The sequence below is a fragment of the Acidovorax sp. Root402 genome, from assembly GCF_001425125.1.
GTDB classification, from domain to species: Bacteria; Pseudomonadota; Gammaproteobacteria; order Burkholderiales; family Burkholderiaceae_C; genus Acidovorax; species Acidovorax delafieldii.
The window spans coordinates 231,914-248,622 of sequence record NZ_LMDQ01000018.1 but is presented as its reverse complement, the minus strand read 5'-3'; the positions used below and the strand labels follow the sequence as shown (position 1 = coordinate 248,622).

Here is a 16,709-nt window from a genome sequence, read left to right as displayed (position 1 = left end):
ATGTTGAAACTAATCGCCGCCCAAGACCACCAGCCGCCTGCCCATGGCGACGCCCGCGCCGTGGCCCTGCCCAACGATGCCGATGCGCTGGCCCTGCCGCTCGATGGCGTGGACCGTGTGGATCTGCACTTCCCCAACTTCACCGATGGCCGCGCATTCAGCCAGGCTTTTTTGCTGCGCCGCCGCCGTGGCTTTACGGGTGAGATCCGCGCCACCGGCGATGTGCTGATCGATCAGTTGGTGCAGATGCAACGCACGGGCTTTTCGAGCGCCGTGCTGCGCGAGGGCGTGGACGCTGCCGATGCGCAGCGCCAGTTTGAACGCTTCCCTGGCTTCTACCAGGGCGACGCAGTGAACCCCCAACCCCTGTTTGCCGCCAAGGCTGCCTGACAGGCGCACTGCCCACGCGCCCGCTGCACCAACACACGAGTCCCTCACCATGAGCCAAATCGATCTCGCACGCATCAACGCCGACCTGGGCCGCAACGCGCCCGCCCTCGTGGAATGGGCCCTGGGCCTGGGCAAGACCAGCATCGTCACCACCAACTTCCGCCCCTTCGAAGCCGTGATCCTGCACATGGTCACGCAGGTGAATCCTGATGTGCCCGTGGTCTGGATGGACAACGGCTACAACACCGAAGCCACCTACCGCTTTGCCGACGAAGTGACCCAGCAGTTGGGGTTGAAGCTGAAGATCTACCTGCCCCTGCGCTCGCGCGCCCACCGCGAAGCGGTGGACGGCCCTACGCCCGCGCTGGACGACCCACGCCACGCCGCCTTCACCGAAGAGGTGAAGCTGGAGCCCTTTGCCCGCGCCCTGCGCGAGACCGCGCCGCAAGTCTGGTTCACTGCGCTGCGTGCCACCGACACCGCCGTGCGCGCGCAGATGGATCCGGTGAGCATCAACCCCGACGGCCTCATCAAAGTGGCTCCGCTGCTGCACTGGTCGTCCAAAGACCTGCACGAGTACTGCGTGAAACACGGCCTGCCCAACAACTTCGACTACGTGGACCCCACCAAGGGCGAAGACAACCGCGAGTGTGGCCTGCACATTGCCCACTGACCCCAGGTCCGACCATGAACGCCCGCACCGACTCAGCGCTGCTTGAGAAAACCAACAACATGAGCTACCACCTCAACAACTCCCACCTCGACGCCCTGGAAGAAGAAACCATCTTCATCCTGCGCGAAGTCGCCGCCGCCTTCGAGCGCCCCGCCCTGCTGTTCTCGGGCGGCAAGGATTCGCTGGTCATGCTCAAGTGCGCAGAGAAGGCCTTTGGCGCGGGCCGCATCCCTTACCCGCTGTTGATGATCGACACGGGCCACAACTTCCCGGAAGTGACGGACTTCCGCGACTTCCGCGCCAAGGAACTGGGCGCCGAACTCATCGTGCGCAGCGTGGAAGATTCGATGGCGCGCGGCACCGTGCGCCTGGCCCACCCCGGCGAGTCGCGCAACGTGCACCAGTCGGTCACGCTGCTCGAAGCGATTGAAGAGTTCCGCTTTGACGCCCTGATCGGCGGTGCCCGCCGCGACGAGGAAAAGGCGCGCGCCAAAGAGCGCATCTTCAGCCACCGCGACAACTTTGGCCAATGGCAGCCCAAGGCCCAGCGCCCCGAGCTGTGGACCCTGTTCAACACCCGCCTGCAGCCCGGCGAACACTTCCGCGTGTTCCCCATCAGCAACTGGACCGAGCTGGACGTGTGGCAGTACATCGACCGCGAGCAGATCGGCCTGCCCAGCATCTACTACACGCACAAGCGACAGGTGGTGGACAAGAAGGGCCTGCTGATGCCGGTGACCGAGCTGACCCCGCCGCGTGAAGGCGACGTGGTGGAAACGCGCGATGTGCGCTTCCGCACCGTGGGCGACATCACCTGCACCGCCCCCGTGGAAAGCACCGCAGCCACCCCGGCCGAGATCGTCATCGAGACGCTGGCCGCCGACGTAAGCGAGCGTGGCGCCACGCGCATGGACGACAAGACATCGGATGCTTCGATGGAGAAGCGCAAGAAGGACGGGTATTTCTGATGACCGCTATCAATTCAATAGCTACTAGCGCAAACAACACTAGCGCTACCGGCCAAAACGACCATATTTCCGCCCTCAAGTTCATCACTTGCGGCTCCGTCGATGACGGCAAGAGCACGCTGATCGGCCGCCTGCTGGTGGACAGCAAGGCCGTGCTGCAAGACCACTTGGCCGGCGTTCAGCGCCAGGGTGAGACCGACCTGGCCCTGCTGACCGACGGCCTTTCCGCCGAGCGCGAGCAAGGCATCACCATCGACGTGGCCTACCGCTACTTCGCCACGGAAGAGCGCAAGTTCATCATTGGCGACGCGCCCGGCCATGAGCAGTACACCCGCAACATGGTGACGGCCGCATCCAGCGCCGACGCCGCCGTGGTGCTGGTCGATGCGACCAAGCTCGACTGGAAGAACCCCGGCCTCGCATTGCTGCCGCAGACGCGCCGCCACAGCCTGCTGGCCCATCTGCTGCGCGTGCACTCGCTGGCGTTTGCCGTGAACAAGCTGGACGCGGTGGAAAACCCCGCACTGGCCTGGAAGCATATTCAAGGCGCACTGCAGGCCTTTGCCCAGGCGGCAGGCATCACCGTGCGAGCCATGGTGCCGGTCTCCGCCCTCAAGGGCTGGAACGTGGTGGACGCCCACGCAGGCTGGTGCGGCTATGACGGTCCTACCCTCTTGCAAGTCTTGGAAGAACTGCCCAACACCCCGGCAGACACAGCACTGGCACCTGCCTTCCCGGTGCAGTGGGTCGAGAAGTTCTCGTCCTCGTCCGACACGAGCCAGGGCCGCCGCGTGTTCTGGGGCCGTGTAGCTGCGGGCACCTTCGCGCCCGGCACGGCCGTGCAGATCTTCCCCAGCGGCCAGCTCGCCACCGTGGCCCAGGTGCTGGACCACGCCCGCCGCCCCAAGGACGTGCCCGCAGGCACCAGCGCCGGCATCATCCTGGACCGCGAGGTGGACGTATCGCGCGGCGACTGGATTTTGGCAGCGCCCACACCCGCTGCAGCCCCAGCAGATGACGACTTTGGCGACACGCCCGCCGCCACCCCGGCCTGGCCCGCCAGCCGCGAGCTGCGCACTACCGTCGCCTGGATGGACGACGAGCCCTTGGTCGCAGGCCGCGTGTACTGGGCGCTGCACGGCCACCGCTGGGTCAAGGCCAAGGTCAAGGCCGTGGTGCACAAGCTCAACATCAACACGCTGGCCGAAGAAGCCGCCACGCAGCTCGATCCCAATGCCATCGGCCATGTGGACCTGCTGCTGCAGGAGGCGATTCCCGCCGCAGCATTCAGCCAGGCCCGCGTGCTGGGCTCGCTGATTCTGGTGGACACCGCCAGCCACAAAACCGCTGGCGCCGTGCTCGTCAACTGATCCAGATCAGCGCCCCAAGCCCCAGTCACCCCATCGGGGTGAGGGACCCTGCAACCAAAGGTCGGTGAAAGCTTTTAAAATCGAGGGTTTTCACCGACCCACACAACTCCTGTCATGACCCACGTCGTTTCCGAAAACTGCATCAAGTGCAAGTACACCGATTGTGTGGACGTGTGCCCCGTGGACTGCTTCCGCGAAGGCCCGAACATGCTCGTCATCGATCCTGACGAATGCATCGACTGCGCCGTCTGCATCCCCGAGTGCCCGGCCAACGCCATCTTTGCCGAGGAAGACCTGCCCGCAGACCAGATCGCCTTCATCAAGCTCAACGCCGACCTGGCCTTTGCCGACGGCTGGAAGAGCATCACCAAGCGCAAGCCGGCGCTGCCCGACGCCGACGAATGGAACGGCAAGCCGGGCAAGGTCAACGAACTGATCAAGTAACCCGCCGCGCGCCCCGCTGGTGACTGAGACTTTGCAAGCGCCCGCCGTCGTAGAGACCGACGCCGTCGTCATCGGCGCGGGTCCCGTGGGCCTGTTCCAGGTCTTCCAGCTGGGCCTGCAAGGCATCACCGCCCACCTGATCGACGCCCTGCCCCATGCGGGCGGCCAGTGCGTCGAGCTGTACGGCGACAAACCCATCTACGACATCCCCGGCATCCCGGTGTGCACCGGCCGCGAGCTGGCCGCTTTGCTGCTTCAGCAGATTGCGCCGTTCAAGACCCAGTGGCACCTGAACACGCTGGTGTCCGCACTCACCGTGCAGGCCGATGGGCGCCTGCTGGTCGAAACCTCGCAAGGTGCGCAACTGCTGGCCCGCAGCGTGTTCATTGCCGCAGGTGTGGGCGCCTTTGTGCCGCGCACGCTCAAGGTGGACGGCATCGAGCGCTTTGTGGGCGCCCAGGTCCACTACCAGAACCTGCCCGCCACGGCCCACGTAGCCGGGCTCCATGTGGTCGTGTACGGCGGCGACGAGCCCGCCGTGGCCCGCGCCGTGGAACTGGCCGAACAAGGCCAGGCCACCCGCGTGAGCCTGTTGCACCGCCGCGACGTTTTCCAGGCGCCTGACGCCTTGCTGCAACACCTGCAGCAATTGCGCGACACAGGCCTTATCCACGTCGAGGCCGCGCAGATCACCAGCATCGACACTGTGGGTGACCGCCTCACTGCCTTGCAAGTCGTAGATGCGGACGGCAGCACCCGCTCCCTGGCGCTGGACCTGCTGGTGGCCGTGCTGGGTATCTCCCCCCGCCTCGGCCCCATCGCCGATTGGGGCATCGCCATGGACCGCAAACAATTGGTGGTGGACACAGAAGCCTTCCGCACCAGCGTGCCCGGCATTTACGCCGTGGGCGACATCAACACCTACCCCGGCAAACGCAAGCTCATCCTGTGCGGCTTCCACGAAGCCACGCTGGCGGCCTTTGGTGCGGCCGAGGTGCTCAAAGGCGACAAGGTGGCGCTGCAATACACCACCACCAGTCCGCGCCTGCACCAGTTGCTGGGCGTTGCACCGTTATCGGCACCTTCTGCCACCGTGTAGCCCCGGCGGGCCAGGGCTCGTCACTTCATGCCCAAACGACGGGCCCACAAATAAGCACAAAATGTCCAAAAGGCGCGCAAGCGCCCGGCACGATGGCGTCTCCATCCACCCACCAGGAGCACGCCATGAGCCAACCCCCCCTTCAATCCATCTGGGACACCTACACCGCGTCGTGGAAGACCGATTCGGCCGCGGACCGCACAGCCCTTTTTACCCAGTCCCTCGACCCCGCCTGCACCTACAACGACCCGCTGGCCACAGCCCAGGGCTGGGACCAATTGACGGCCTACATGGACAACTTTCACAGTCAGGTCCCCGGCGGGCATTTTGTGACCCACTATTTCGCCAGCCACAACCAGCAGAGCATCGCCAAATGGAACATGGTGGATGGCAGCGGACAGGTGATCGGGGAAGGCGTGAGCTACGGCCGGTACAACGACCAGAATCGCCTGGTTGCCATGACCGGTTTCTTTGAAGCCCCTTGAACCGACGCCACCGTGCTTTATCTCCGGCAAATCCAGGAGGGCATCGATTTCATCGAGGCCCATCTCGAATCCGATATCGAGCTTTCGGAGGTGGCACGGGCTGCCGGGATGAGCCAGTGGCACTTCCAGCGGATCTTCAAGGCGCTGACCAACGAAACCCTCAAGGCCTATATCCGTTCGCGCCGGTTCTCGCGGGCTCTCGAGCAGTTGACCAACACACGGCTGAGCGTGCTCGACATTGCGCTGGCGTCAGGGTACGAGACGCAGGAGAGCTTTACGCGTGCATTCAGGGATTGCTTTCGGCTCACGCCGTCGCAGTACCGCAAGATGGGCAACCGCTCGCTGTTCGTGCGCAAGATCCGCTTCGACGAAAGCTACCTCGCGCACATTCACCACAACATTTCGCTGGAACCCGACATCAAGGAGCAGCCTGCCATGCAGCTGGTCGGGCTGCCCACGGACTACTACGGCATCGACTCCGAAAAGAACAATCTGGGGCAAAAACTGCCGCCCCTGTGGGCGAAGTTCCTGCCCCGGCTGGGCGAGATTGCGAACGCCGTGCCCGGGGTCTGCTACGGCGTCGTAGCCCCAGCGGGGCCCCACACCGAAGAACTGCGCTACTTGGCCTGCATCGAAGTGCGGGGCCTCGGTGCGCTACCACCGGGCATGGTGGCCATGGAAATCCCCGGATCGACCTATGCACGCTTCACCCACCGGGGCCCTGCGCAGAACGTCGATGCGACGGTGAACTACATCTACGCAAGCTGGCTGCTGTCGGCCGGCCCGTCGCACACCCTGGGGCCGGATCTGGAAATCTACGGCTCGCAATACCACCCGACGTGCAGCGACTCCGTAATGCACTACGCAATCCCGATTGCCCCGGGCAAGCGCTGACCCTCCCCCTCCAAGAGGACCGCGCTCCTTTGGGGCGCCATTGCTAAGGGCGTCGAACCGGCCTGCCGGAAGCGACTGAGAGAGTCCCTTGGAACCTGATTAAGATCATCCGGAGCCAGGGTCGGAACAGTAATCGAGCTGCCCGCTACCTACTGGCCAGAAGCGGACATTGGAGCCACAAATGCCACTCGAATGGAAACACTCCGCAGATGGAGTCGACTGGGAAGAACTGTCTGCCCTCTATCGGGCTGCACCACTAGGCGAGAAGCCGCCGCTTCATCTGCAGAAAGTCTTCTCAAACAGCATGTTCAAGTGTTTCGTCTACGAGAATGCGAAGCTCGTAGCGGTGGGACGCGCGCTCGCTGATGGTGGAGATTGCTCGTACATATGCGACGTTGCGGTATTGCCCAGCTATCAAGGCACAGGCCTCGGCAAACAAGTTGTCAGTGACCTGGTGGAAATGTCATCCGGTCACAAGAAAATCATCTTGTATGCGGTCCCTGGCAAAGAACCTTTCTACAGGAAATTCGGCTTCATGCGAATGAAGACGGCTATGGCCATCTTCAAGAATCAGCAGCAGCAGGTGGAGGGGGGCTACCTTAGTGAAAGCTAATCCTCAAATCAAGATGATGCGTACCGGCAAGTCGTCTGCTGCCGGGGGGCCAAAGGTCTGCAACGGGCCCTAAACAGCCGGTGGACTAAATTACCGCAAAGCTACCGTTGACTCATTACCCACTGCTTGACGTCCAAACCGCGCTGTCTCAGTGCCCGGTGCCTGCCTACTGGCAAGCTATAGTTTGCTGAGTTGATGCCTGCCGGGTTTGTCGGAAATTTTATACCTGTGCTTTTGAACAGCGCACTGACCGCAAGCCCAATCTGCAAGCCATTTTCAGGAGAGTTCAGTGTCTAGAATATCCCGCACAGTCCAGAATATCCCGCAGGTTTTGCGGTCTAAATTACGTTAAAACGCACAGCAGCTACTCATGGACATCGCCGCCTTTCCCTTGATATGGAGATGGACTCAGCCATCACATGCGGTGCTGCCTGTCGATGTCTTGCGGGCGCTGCATCCGTTAACGACCGCACAAATTGAGGCACTTGGCCTTTCCTCGAACAATCGTTTTGGCTCGACGATGGTTCAGCATCTGGCGACGGAGGACGAGGGCGAAACCGGTCGGTGGTTGGCAAGCCTGCAACTGCCGGGCGGTCGCGTGATCGCTGTTTGGAACAAGGACACTGCACTGTCTCTGCCATGGGAAACCTTCGTCACATATTGGAGCAATTTTTGCTACCCATCTAGTGACGACGTGGACATCTTTGTAGAAGGTGGGCCGCTTGTATTGAGGTGGCGTCATTACGAGACTTTCGAATATGACGTCGATGCGCTTTAACAAGTTGTTCGTCGCGGATGCGCAGCAGCAGAAGGCCGCTTCGCGGCGTGTGCTGCTCGCCGGACAACGCCCACGTTGGGCGTCACCAGAGTCGAAGCGAAATGCCTGAACTGTCAGAGGCCATTCACTCCGAGATTCAGCGTCTATCTGCCAAAGGCGACGCCCTAGCCAGTGCGCGAAAGTATTCGGAAGCAATCCCTGTGTATTGGCAAGCCTGGGATCTCTTGCCTGAGCCCAGGACCGAATGGGAAGCCGCTGCGTGGCTACTCGCCGCCATTGGTGATGCCAATTTCCTCGGCCAGGACTACACGGCAGGAAAGGACAACCTAACCACTGCAATGCATTGCCCAAGCGCAATCGGCAATCCATTCCTGCACCTACGGTTGGGGCAGTGCCAGTTCGAACTAGGCGCTCTTGATCGCGCGGCTGACGAGCTTGTGCGGGCATACATGGGCGCGGGAACGGACATCTTCAAAGATCAAGACCCGAAGTACCTGCGCTTTCTACAAAGTCAGGCCAAAGGTGTCGAAGGGCCAAAGAAGTCATGGCAGTTCTGGAAGTGACGCCCAATCCTTCAATCGCGAGGACTTGCCCCGGCAAGCCGGGTCAAGCCTCTCATTACAAACGTTGAGCGTCCGATTTCGCCAGCCGCCACCAACTGCTTCTGGCCGGATTCTGCCCCACGGCGGGGGACGCGAGCGGGCCCGCTCTAGACAGTCACCGCTGCCTCAAGGCGCCATTCGCACCCATGAAGGAAATGAACTGCGCCACTTGTGAAACAGCTCGTTGACCTCACTCAACCCTGTTTAACTAGAATCCAACCATATCGCTGGGGGTGTCCTGCAATAAATTCGTTGCTGGGCTGAGATCAAACCCTTCGAACCTGTTGCCTGCATTGTTCTACTTTGCAGGCTTGAGATCATCCTCGCGCAGGGAAGCAAGTCCGCTATGGCACGGCCCTGAACACGTCAGGGCGCACTGGTGGGCGGCCCCTGCTCTGTATCTGCTTACGGAGCCATTCCATGTCCTCATCGCCTGCCACGCACGCCACCAACGAAGCGCTGGCCCCCGTCTCCCCCGATCGCCGCGTCTTCCAGTGGCATGACCACGCCTCGCTCTGGTTCAGCCTGGGCGTGGGCCTGCTGGTCATGCAGGTGGGCGCCTACCTGATGCCTGCGCTGGGCACCAAAGAGGCACTCATCGCCATCGTCGCCGGTTCCATCGTGGGCGCGGGCCTGCTGGGCTGGGTGGCCAAGCTGGGCTGCGACAGCGGCCTAGCCAGCGCCGGGCTGATGCACGCCGTGTACGGCCGCACGTTTGCCAGCCTGCCCATCATCCTGAACATCGTGCAGCTGGTGGGCTGGGGTACGTTTGAGCTGGTGGTGATGCGGGATGCCACCGTGGCCATCGGCCAGCAGTCGGGCGCCATGGCCGGTGCCCACTGGCCGGTGCTGGCCACGCTGCTGTGGGGCGGCGTGGTGATGCTGCTCATCAGCGGCTCGATGGTGCAGCTGGTGCGCAAGCTGATTGCGCGCATTGCCCTGCCGCTGGTGGTGTTGTCGCTGCTGTGGCTGTCGTGGCAGTTCCTCTCGCTGGCGCAAACCCAAGGTTTTGAAGCGCTGTGGACACGCAAGGGCGACGGCGGCATGGGCGTGCTTCCCGCTCTGGACCTGGTGATCGCCATGCCCATCTCGTGGCTGCCGCTGGTGGCTGACTACGCGCGCCATGGCAAGAACGGCGGCTCGGCACTGCGCGGCACCTGGCTGGGCTATGCGCTGGCCAATATCTGGTGCTACAGCCTGGGGGTGCTGGTGGCGCTGACCTTGCCCAGCCAGGACCTGGTGCAGGCGCTGCTGCTGGCCCAGGGCGGGCTGATTGCGCTGTCGCTGATCCTGATCGACGAGGTGGACAACGCCTATGGTGACGCCTATTCGGGCGCCGTGTCGGCCCACAGCCTGCTGCCGCGCTGGGGCGTGCGCGCCTGGGGCCTGCTGGTGGCCGCGCTGTGCACCGGGCTGGCGCTGGTGCTGCCCATGCACAGCCTGGAGCCGTTCTTGCTGCTGCTCAGCTCGGTGTTTGTGCCGCTGTTTGGCGTGATTCTGGGGCGCCTGGCCTTCGGCACCGATGCGCCCGCCCTGCTCGCGGCTGCGCGCAAGGTGAATGCGGCGCCCGTGGCCATCTGGCTGGCGGGCATTGCGGTGTACCACCTGGCACCCAAGGTACTGCCTGACGCGGGCTCTGCACTGCCCGCACTGGTGTTCAGCTTTGTGCTCGCCTGGGCCACGAGGCCCAAGGCACACTGAACCAATCAATCACTATAAAAAGATGAGCGCTCAGCGCATGATTGACTAGCGCTTGAGCCTCAAAACACCCAAAAATCGCTCTACAGTGCCTGAAACACCCGCTGCGCCACGGGCGCGTAGCCGTGGTTGAGGGGACCATGGCCGCGGCCGGTGGTGACATCCGCGCCAGCAGCAATGGCCCCCAGGATGTAGGCCCGTGCGTGCTCCACGGCCTGCTGCAGCGGCTGGCCCAGTGCCAGCTGCGCGGCAATCGCTGACGACAGGGTGCACCCGGTGCCATGCCCGTTGTGGGTGGCAATGCGCTGTGACTGCAACCGGTGGCCCTGTCCTTGTGCGTGTTCTCCGCCTTGCACGGCCAGCACATCCACCACCCAGTCGCCCGGAAGGTGCCCGCCTTTGAGCAGCGCGGCGCGGGCGCCCAGTTGCAGCAGATCTTGCGCGGCCAGCTCCAGCGCCTCCACGCCCTCGATGCTTCGCCCCAGCAGCCATCCGGCCTCGTCCAGGTTGGGCGTGACCACTTCGGCCAGTGGAAACAGCTCCTGGACCAGCACGGCCACCGTCTCCTGGGCAATCAGCCGATCGCCACTGGTGGCCACCATCACCGGGTCCAGCACCACGTGCGGCAGCTGATAGGTCCGAATGGCTTCTGCCACCACGTGCACCACGTCCGGTGAGTGCAGCATGCCGATCTTGACGGCGTCCACGCCAATGTCCTGCACCACCGCATCGATCTGGGCCTTGAGCATCTCGGGCGGAATGCCGTGGATGCCTGTCACCCCACAGGTGTTCTGGGCCGTGATGGCGGTGATGGCCGTCATGCCATAGCAGCCCAAGGCACTGAAGGTCTTGAGATCGGCCTGGATGCCCGCGCCACCGCCGCTGTCAGACCCGGCAATGGAGAGCACGCGTGCGTAGCGGTGGCCCGTGGAGGGCAAGGAGATCGTCGGTGAAATCATGGCAAAAATTATGGCCTATGCGCCACGTCAAAACGGGGCGCTTAGGGGATGTGCTGTAATTCATTTTCCGGACGAAACAGGGGTGTCCCACCGCATGGTGCGCGACTGAGAAATACCCTGGGGCCCTCACAGAACCCTGTGCACTGCGGCACACGCAGCAGCCCCGCTACCCGATCCAGGTCATGCTGGCGTGGGGAGTTTCCATCAGCGGTGACCCCGTTTTGTCCATGGCTGCTTGCCACTACATGGACACACTGACGGAGCTATGTCACTTCCACCTTCTTCCTTTGCCATCCTGGGCGCAGGGCTCATGGGCCGTCTGCTGGCTGTGGAGCTTGCGCGTCTGGGGCACCGTGTAGACATCTACGACGCGGGCAGCCCCGCCGCCGAAAACTCCGCCGCCACCGTGGCTGCGGCCATGCTGGCCCCGCTGGCAGAGTCTGCGATCACCGAACCCGGCGTGGTGCGCATGGGCCACCACGCGTTGACGCGCTGGCCCGAGTTGCTGGCAACCTTGTCAGCGCCTGTGTTTTTCCAGCAGGCCGGCACGTTGATTGTGTGGCACCGCCAGGACGCGGCCGAAGCCCAGCGTTTCACCCGCCAGCTCGAAAACAACCAGCGCGGCCTGCCCGAGCTGCCCGCCCTGCAAAAGCTCGACAGTGGCGCCCTGGAGCAGGTGGAGCCCGCCCTTGCGCACCGCTTCAACCAGGGCCTGTACCTGCCCGGCGAGGGCCAGCTGGACAACCGCCAGTTGCTGGCCGCCCTGGTGGTGGAAATGGAGCGCCTGGGAGTGCGCATGCACTGGCACACGCCCCAGTCGCCCGAAACCTTTACGCCCGGCGCACCCGGCCAGCCTGACCGGGTGCTGGACTGCCGGGGCCTGGGCGCCAAGGGCCAGTGGAGTGCCTTGCGCGGCGTGCGTGGCGAAGTGGTACGCATCCATGCGCCCGACGTCACGCTGCAGCGCCCCACCCGGCTGGTGCACCCGCGCTACCCCATCTACATTGCGCCCAAGGAAGACCATCTGTTTGTCATTGGCGCGACCGAGATCGAGTCCGACGATCGCTCCCCGGCCAGTGTTCGCTCCACCCTGGAACTGCTGAGCGCCGCTTATGCGGTGCACCCTGGCTTTGGCGAAGGCCGCATCCTCGAGCTGGCCACGCAGTGCCGCCCCACGCTGCCCGACAACCTGCCCGCCATCCGCCAGACCCGTCCAGGCGTGCTGGAGATCAACGGTCTGTACCGCCACGGCTTCATGATCTCGCCCGCCATGCTGGATGTGACCCTGGAGGTGCTGAACACGGGACAATCGACCCTGTCCGAACGTTTTGACCTCCGGCTGGAACTGGGGCCAGCCGCACCCGCCCCGACCGGCGTTGCAGCCCCCGCATTTGCATGAACATCTCGATCAACCAAATCCCGCACGAACTGCCCGAAGGCGCCACCGTGGCCGATGCCGTGGCCGCCATCGAAGCGCGCCCCCCGTTTGCCGTGGCGGTGAACACCACTTTTGTGCCCAACACCCGCTACGCCGCCCATGCGCTGCAGCCTGGCGACCGCGTGGAGATCATCTCGCCGGTCACGGGCGGCTGAGTCAGCAAAAATTCAATCAAAAGAGCTGTAAGCGCTTATAAAACATGCACGAGCAGCTACAAAAATCATAGTAATCACATGACCACTCCGACGCCCCAAGACCCGCTGGTGCTGTACGGCCAGACGTTCGCCAGCCGCCTGCTGCTGGGCACCTCGCGGTACCCATCGCCCGCCGTGCTCGAAGCCGCTGTGCAACGCGCCCGGCCCGCCATGGTCACTGCCTCACTGCGCCGCCAGGGCAGCAACCCGGCCGAAAGCGGCAGCAGCTTCTGGGATCTGCTGCGCAAGCTCAACGTGCCCGTGCTGCCCAACACCGCCGGCTGCCACAGCGCCCAAGAGGCCATCACCACCGCCCAGATGGCGCGCGAGGTGTTCAACACCCCCTGGATCAAGCTGGAGCTGATCGGCGATGACTACACCCTGCAGCCGGACACGCTGAACCTGGTGGGGGTGGCCGAACACCTCATCAAGGAAGGCTTTCAGGTGCTGCCTTATTGCACCGAAGACCTGGTGCTCTGCCAGCGCCTCGTCGATGTGGGCTGCCAGGCCGTGATGCCCTGGGCAGCGCCCATCGGCACCGGGCGCGGCCCGGTCAACCCCTATGCGCTGCAGACGCTGCGCGAGCGCCTGAACGTGCCCATGCTGGTGGATGCCGGGTTGGGCCTGCCTTCGCACGCCTGCCAGGTCATGGAATGGGGCTATGACGGCGTGCTGCTGAACACCGCCGTGGCCCTGGCACAAGACCCCGTGGCCATGGCCGGTGCATTTGCCGATGCCGTCAGCGCCGGGCGCGCAGCCCGCCTGGCCGGTGCCATGGCCGCACAAGACGCCGCCCAGCCCAGCACCCCCGTGCTGGGCACCCCTTTCTGGCACCACGCCCATGCATGACACCACCACACTGGCGCAGGCCATCCTGAGCCACCACGCGGCCACCTTTGCGGGGTTTGCGCCCGAGCCTGTGCCAACCCCCACGTTGCAGGACCCTGTCTACCTCGCCGCGCTACAGGCCTGCAGCCAGTTGGGCTTCATCGCCCATGACGCCGAATGCCTGGCCCGCGCCTGGCAGGCGCGCGCGCTGCGCACTGGCAGTGCACAGCCCGAGCAATGGCCGGACGAGCCCCAGGACTTTGGCCTGCAGCGCCTTCCACGCGCCCATCAGTTCGCCGCGTGCCCGGAGCATTTGGGCTTGTATGCCGTACTGCCCGACGCCCAGTGGGTGGGCCGCATGGCACGTGCCGGGGTGCCCACGGTGCAATTGCGCTTCAAGTCGGACGACGCCCAGGCCATCCGGACCGAAGTTCAGGCCGCCGTCCAGGCGGTGCAAGGCACAGGCGCGCTGTTGTTCGTCAACGACCACTGGCGGGACGCCATCGAAGCTGGCGCCTACGGCATTCATCTGGGCCAGGAAGACCTGGACGCACTCACCGCCGAGGAACTGCAAACGCTTCATCGCTCGGGCCTGCGCCTGGGCGTGAGCACCCATGGGTATGCCGAAATGGTGCGTGCCGACGCCGTGGGGCCCAGCTATATCGCAATGGGTGCCGTGTTCCCCACGACCCTGAAAAAAATGGCCACCGCTCCCCAGGGCGTGGGCAGGCTGGGCGTGTATGCGCGGCTGATGCGGGACTACCCACAGGTGGCGATTGGTGGGATCAGCGCCGAGCAGTTCCCCACGGTACTGGCCACTGGCGTGGGTTCCGTGGCCGTGGTGCGGGCCTTGGTCAACGCGCCGGACCCTGAAGCATCGGCCGCAGAGCTGATGGCGCTGATGCGGTGACGGCTGGGTGGCGATAGCGGCCACGGCGGCTATCGCGCATCCCTCACGACCATCGCAGCGCCACCTGGATAGTCGCCGGGTGGCCGATTGGTCGCCTGCTCGCTACTTGTTGTCGGGCTTCTTCATCTGCTCCAGCTCAAGGCGGAGCTCCATGAGATCGTTCTCCATGCCAAAGCCGACCGGCTGGCCCGCTGGCGGCGGCGCCGTCACGGGCACCGGGGGCAGATCGCTCAGCGTGAGGTGGGGTGGGTCCGACAGATCCAGGTCGAGCGGAATGCCTCGCGAATCCTCGCCTACTGCTGCTGCGGGCCTGGAGGGAGTGGCTGCAGAGCGCACGGGCTCGGGCTCCTGCTGGGCCTTCATCGCGAACTCGAACTCCAGGCTGGCTGCCAGTGAATCAAGCGGCTGGTCGTCGTGCAGCGCCACCGGTGCAGGCGCTGCAGGTGCCACCAGGGTCTCGGATCGGGGCGGTGCCAGGGGCGTCGTCCGCTTGCGCGGGGGCGCTGCACCACGCGCGCTGGCGGGCGTGGTCTGTGCAATCGCCAGCAGCAGCAAAAGATCGTCATAGGCCGCCAGATCAAACGGCTCCACCGCTTCAGCGCCCGTGCGGCGGAACAGGAATTTCTCCAACAAGCCCAGCACCGCAGGCGTTGTCCACTCGGCCTCGATCTCGGCGAGTGCGTCGGTGTAGTGGTACAGCATGCGGCCCGTGCGGTGAAAGCCCGCAAACTCCGGCACTTGCGCGTTGAAGGACTGCATGAACTGCGTTCGCAGCTGCGCAAACTCATCCACACGACTGAGCGTGTGGTACAGACGCAATAGCTCCAGGTAGGCCAAGGGCGAGGTCTGGCGGTGCTCGGCAATGTGATTCTTCAGCACCTCGATGGCCTGCTGGTGCTCGCCCACCGAGACAAAAAATTCAGCCTGCTGCTGGATGTCAAACAGCTCTTCAGGGTTGACGATGTGGGGCGCTACCGAGGCGGCGGCCGGCGCGGAAACCGACTTCGCCTGCAAGGGAGCGGGAGCACTCGCCGCCGGGCTGGTCGCTACGAAGCGTGGTTCCACGGCCGCAGCGGTTGCCTTGCGCAGGGGCATGCCGCCGGACTCGGGGTTCGCCGCGACGGCATGAGGCTGGGTTTCAGACGGCAGCCAGGTGTCGCCGGGATGGGGGGTAAGACTGACCGCTTCTTCATGCGCCGATGCTGCATCGCCACGTGCGCCCAAGGCCACAGAATCGCGCCACGAACGCACTGCCTTGTCAGAGGCGCTGCGCATCCGCGACCACATCCATGCCACCCCCGCCAAGGCCAAGGCCAGCAGACCGCCCAAGGCATATACCACCGTCGCAGGAAAACGCTCCTGTTCCATCGCCTCCAGCTGCTGCTGCAACTGGCCAGCGGCTGCACGGTCCTTGGCGGCCAGTGCTCGCAATGCGGCGGTGTCTGATTCCAGCGCCTTCAACCGTTCGCCGTCTTTTTGCAATTCTTCCGGCTGCGCGTTCAACGACCTCCACAACGCGGCGGCCTGGGTGCGCAGGGCCGACATCTCTTCAGAAGGCGCCGTGGGTAGCTGCGCGGTAGAGCGCAACGCCACAGGACTGTCCAGCCAGGTATCCAGGGGCTCAACCACCAAACGCGAGCGCGCTGCAGGTGCAGCGGCCACTACCGACTTGCCAGGTGCTGCCGTGCCCACACGCGCGGAAGGCCGTGCGGCAGCTGCAGAACTGGGAGCGCGGCCATCAGCGGAGGGCGAGCCCGAGGCCCTTGCCAGTGCAGGCGCCTTGTCACGGGGCCTGGTGGCCTGCATAGCACCGGCGGCAGCCGCAGATGCACTGCCACTGCCCTGTAAAGGCGAACGCTGTGACTCTGAAGCTGCGCTGGGGGTTGCTGCAGGAAGCCGCGCCAAGTCCACCGGGGATGCAGAGGCGGACCGGGTGACGGTGGTCGGCAAATCCGAGAGGAAGGTGTAGTTGCGCGTGGTTTTTCCGTTGCACCCTGCGGTCAGGGTCACGGTGAGAACCGGTTCATCCAGCGATACCGAGGCCAGCACGCGGACCCCTGAAGGACGCCCACGCACCTCGGGCAATGGGACCACGCGCACCTTGTTTTCACTGATTGCGTTGTCGCCTGCCACCAGCTTGGCCGTGACGCAGGACGATGCGACATCCGTGCCCGGGTCGGGCTGCAACTCGAACGAGAGATCGACCGGGGCGCCCAACACGACCGTACCACTACCATTGCCCAGGGACAGCGCCGAAGCACCGGCTGCAAGCGCCCACAATCCTGGTCCAAAAACGGTGTTACGGATTTTCACAATCAATTCTGTTTTTCGGTCCGGAGGATTCTTGCACATAAGACCCAGATAAG

At 64.2% G+C, this 16,709-nt stretch carries 18 protein-coding genes and 1 riboswitch; of the genes, 16 read left to right on the top strand and 2 right to left on the bottom strand.

All coding sequences use genetic code 11. From position 1 onward, the window contains the following. The first annotated feature begins 3 nt into the window (after positions 1–3). The 12 genes from ASC83_RS21550 to ASC83_RS21495 all read left to right on the top strand — a co-directional run bounded on the left by ASC83_RS21550 (position 4) and on the right by ASC83_RS21495 (position 10,017). Positions 4–390 carry a DUF934 domain-containing protein gene (locus ASC83_RS21550; protein ID WP_056067796.1) on the top strand — a complete coding sequence of 129 codons (387 nt, stop codon included), beginning with the start codon at positions 4–6 and terminating at the stop codon, positions 388–390. A gap of 49 nt (positions 391–439) precedes the next feature. Beyond that, a complete protein-coding gene (locus ASC83_RS21545; RefSeq protein WP_056067445.1) occupies positions 440–1,063 on the top strand; it encodes a phosphoadenosine phosphosulfate reductase family protein in 624 nt (207 codons plus the stop codon). A gap of 14 nt (positions 1,064–1,077) precedes the next feature. Beyond that, entirely contained in the window at positions 1,078–2,031 is a 954-nt protein-coding gene (gene cysD, locus ASC83_RS21540; protein WP_056067443.1) for a sulfate adenylyltransferase subunit CysD, read from the top strand. Continuing rightward, positions 2,031–3,401 carry a sulfate adenylyltransferase subunit 1 gene (locus ASC83_RS21535; RefSeq protein ID WP_056067441.1) on the top strand — a complete coding sequence of 457 codons (1,371 nt, stop codon included), beginning with the start codon at positions 2,031–2,033 and terminating at the stop codon, positions 3,399–3,401. Before cysD ends, ASC83_RS21535 begins: the two co-directional genes overlap by 1 nt. 114 nt (positions 3,402–3,515) lie before the next feature. After that, positions 3,516–3,845: a ferredoxin FdxA gene (fdxA, locus tag ASC83_RS21530; protein ID WP_008904181.1), complete on the top strand. Its 330-nt coding sequence runs from the start codon at positions 3,516–3,518 to the stop codon at positions 3,843–3,845. A gap of 19 nt (positions 3,846–3,864) precedes the next feature. Beyond that, positions 3,865–4,944, top strand: a complete 1,080-nt coding sequence (locus tag ASC83_RS21525; protein ID WP_235509439.1) for an NAD(P)/FAD-dependent oxidoreductase — start codon at positions 3,865–3,867, stop codon at positions 4,942–4,944. A gap of 125 nt (positions 4,945–5,069) precedes the next feature. Beyond that, the gene (locus ASC83_RS21520; RefSeq protein ID WP_056067436.1) at positions 5,070–5,429 is read left to right on the top strand and encodes a nuclear transport factor 2 family protein; all 360 of its coding nucleotides are present in this window, start codon (positions 5,070–5,072) and stop codon (positions 5,427–5,429) included. Positions 5,430–5,441: 12 nt separating this feature from the next. After that, entirely contained in the window at positions 5,442–6,323 is an 882-nt protein-coding gene (locus tag ASC83_RS21515; RefSeq protein WP_056067435.1) for a helix-turn-helix domain-containing protein, read from the top strand. 181 nt (positions 6,324–6,504) lie between these two features. Beyond that, a complete protein-coding gene (locus ASC83_RS21510) occupies positions 6,505–6,936 on the top strand; it encodes a GNAT family N-acetyltransferase (protein ID WP_056067433.1) in 432 nt (143 codons plus the stop codon). A 370-nt stretch (positions 6,937–7,306) separates the two neighbouring features. Beyond that, a complete protein-coding gene (locus ASC83_RS21505) occupies positions 7,307–7,714 on the top strand; it encodes a hypothetical protein (protein WP_056067431.1) in 408 nt (135 codons plus the stop codon). A 101-nt stretch (positions 7,715–7,815) separates the two neighbouring features. Then, positions 7,816–8,277 carry a hypothetical protein gene (locus ASC83_RS21500; RefSeq protein ID WP_056067429.1) on the top strand — a complete coding sequence of 154 codons (462 nt, stop codon included), beginning with the start codon at positions 7,816–7,818 and terminating at the stop codon, positions 8,275–8,277. Positions 8,278–8,736: 459 nt separating this feature from the next. Next, the gene (locus ASC83_RS21495) at positions 8,737–10,017 is read left to right on the top strand and encodes a cytosine permease (RefSeq protein WP_056067427.1); all 1,281 of its coding nucleotides are present in this window, start codon (positions 8,737–8,739) and stop codon (positions 10,015–10,017) included. An 80-nt stretch (positions 10,018–10,097) separates the two neighbouring features. Here ASC83_RS21495 and thiD read toward each other — a convergent pair whose 3' ends face one another. Further along, positions 10,098–10,973: a bifunctional hydroxymethylpyrimidine kinase/phosphomethylpyrimidine kinase gene (gene thiD / locus ASC83_RS21490; protein WP_056067425.1), complete on the bottom strand. Its 876-nt coding sequence runs from the start codon at positions 10,971–10,973 to the stop codon at positions 10,098–10,100. Positions 10,974–11,041: 68 nt separating this feature from the next. Further along, positions 11,042–11,187, top strand: a riboswitch (TPP riboswitch). A 51-nt stretch (positions 11,188–11,238) separates the two neighbouring features. Here thiD and thiO point away from each other — a divergent pair. The 4 genes from thiO to ASC83_RS21470 all read left to right on the top strand — a co-directional run bounded on the left by thiO (position 11,239) and on the right by ASC83_RS21470 (position 14,343). Then, positions 11,239–12,372 carry a glycine oxidase ThiO gene (gene thiO, locus ASC83_RS21485; protein ID WP_056067424.1) on the top strand — a complete coding sequence of 378 codons (1,134 nt, stop codon included), beginning with the start codon at positions 11,239–11,241 and terminating at the stop codon, positions 12,370–12,372. Beyond that, positions 12,369–12,566 (top strand): sulfur carrier protein ThiS, encoded by a 198-nt coding sequence (gene thiS / locus ASC83_RS21480; RefSeq protein WP_056067422.1) that lies wholly within the window; start codon positions 12,369–12,371, stop codon positions 12,564–12,566. Before thiO ends, thiS begins: the two co-directional genes overlap by 4 nt. A gap of 78 nt (positions 12,567–12,644) precedes the next feature. Then, complete coding sequence (locus ASC83_RS21475; protein ID WP_056067420.1) at positions 12,645–13,454, top strand: thiazole synthase; 810 nt, start codon at positions 12,645–12,647, stop codon at positions 13,452–13,454. Beyond that, positions 13,447–14,343: a thiamine phosphate synthase gene (locus ASC83_RS21470; protein WP_056067418.1), complete on the top strand. Its 897-nt coding sequence runs from the start codon at positions 13,447–13,449 to the stop codon at positions 14,341–14,343. Before ASC83_RS21475 ends, ASC83_RS21470 begins: the two co-directional genes overlap by 8 nt. A 102-nt stretch (positions 14,344–14,445) precedes the next feature. On the opposite strand, the gene ASC83_RS21465 is transcribed toward ASC83_RS21470, so the two are convergent. Then, a complete protein-coding gene (locus ASC83_RS21465; RefSeq protein ID WP_235509438.1) occupies positions 14,446–16,563 on the bottom strand; it encodes a hypothetical protein in 2,118 nt (705 codons plus the stop codon). Between the last annotated feature and the right edge of the window lie 146 nt (positions 16,564–16,709).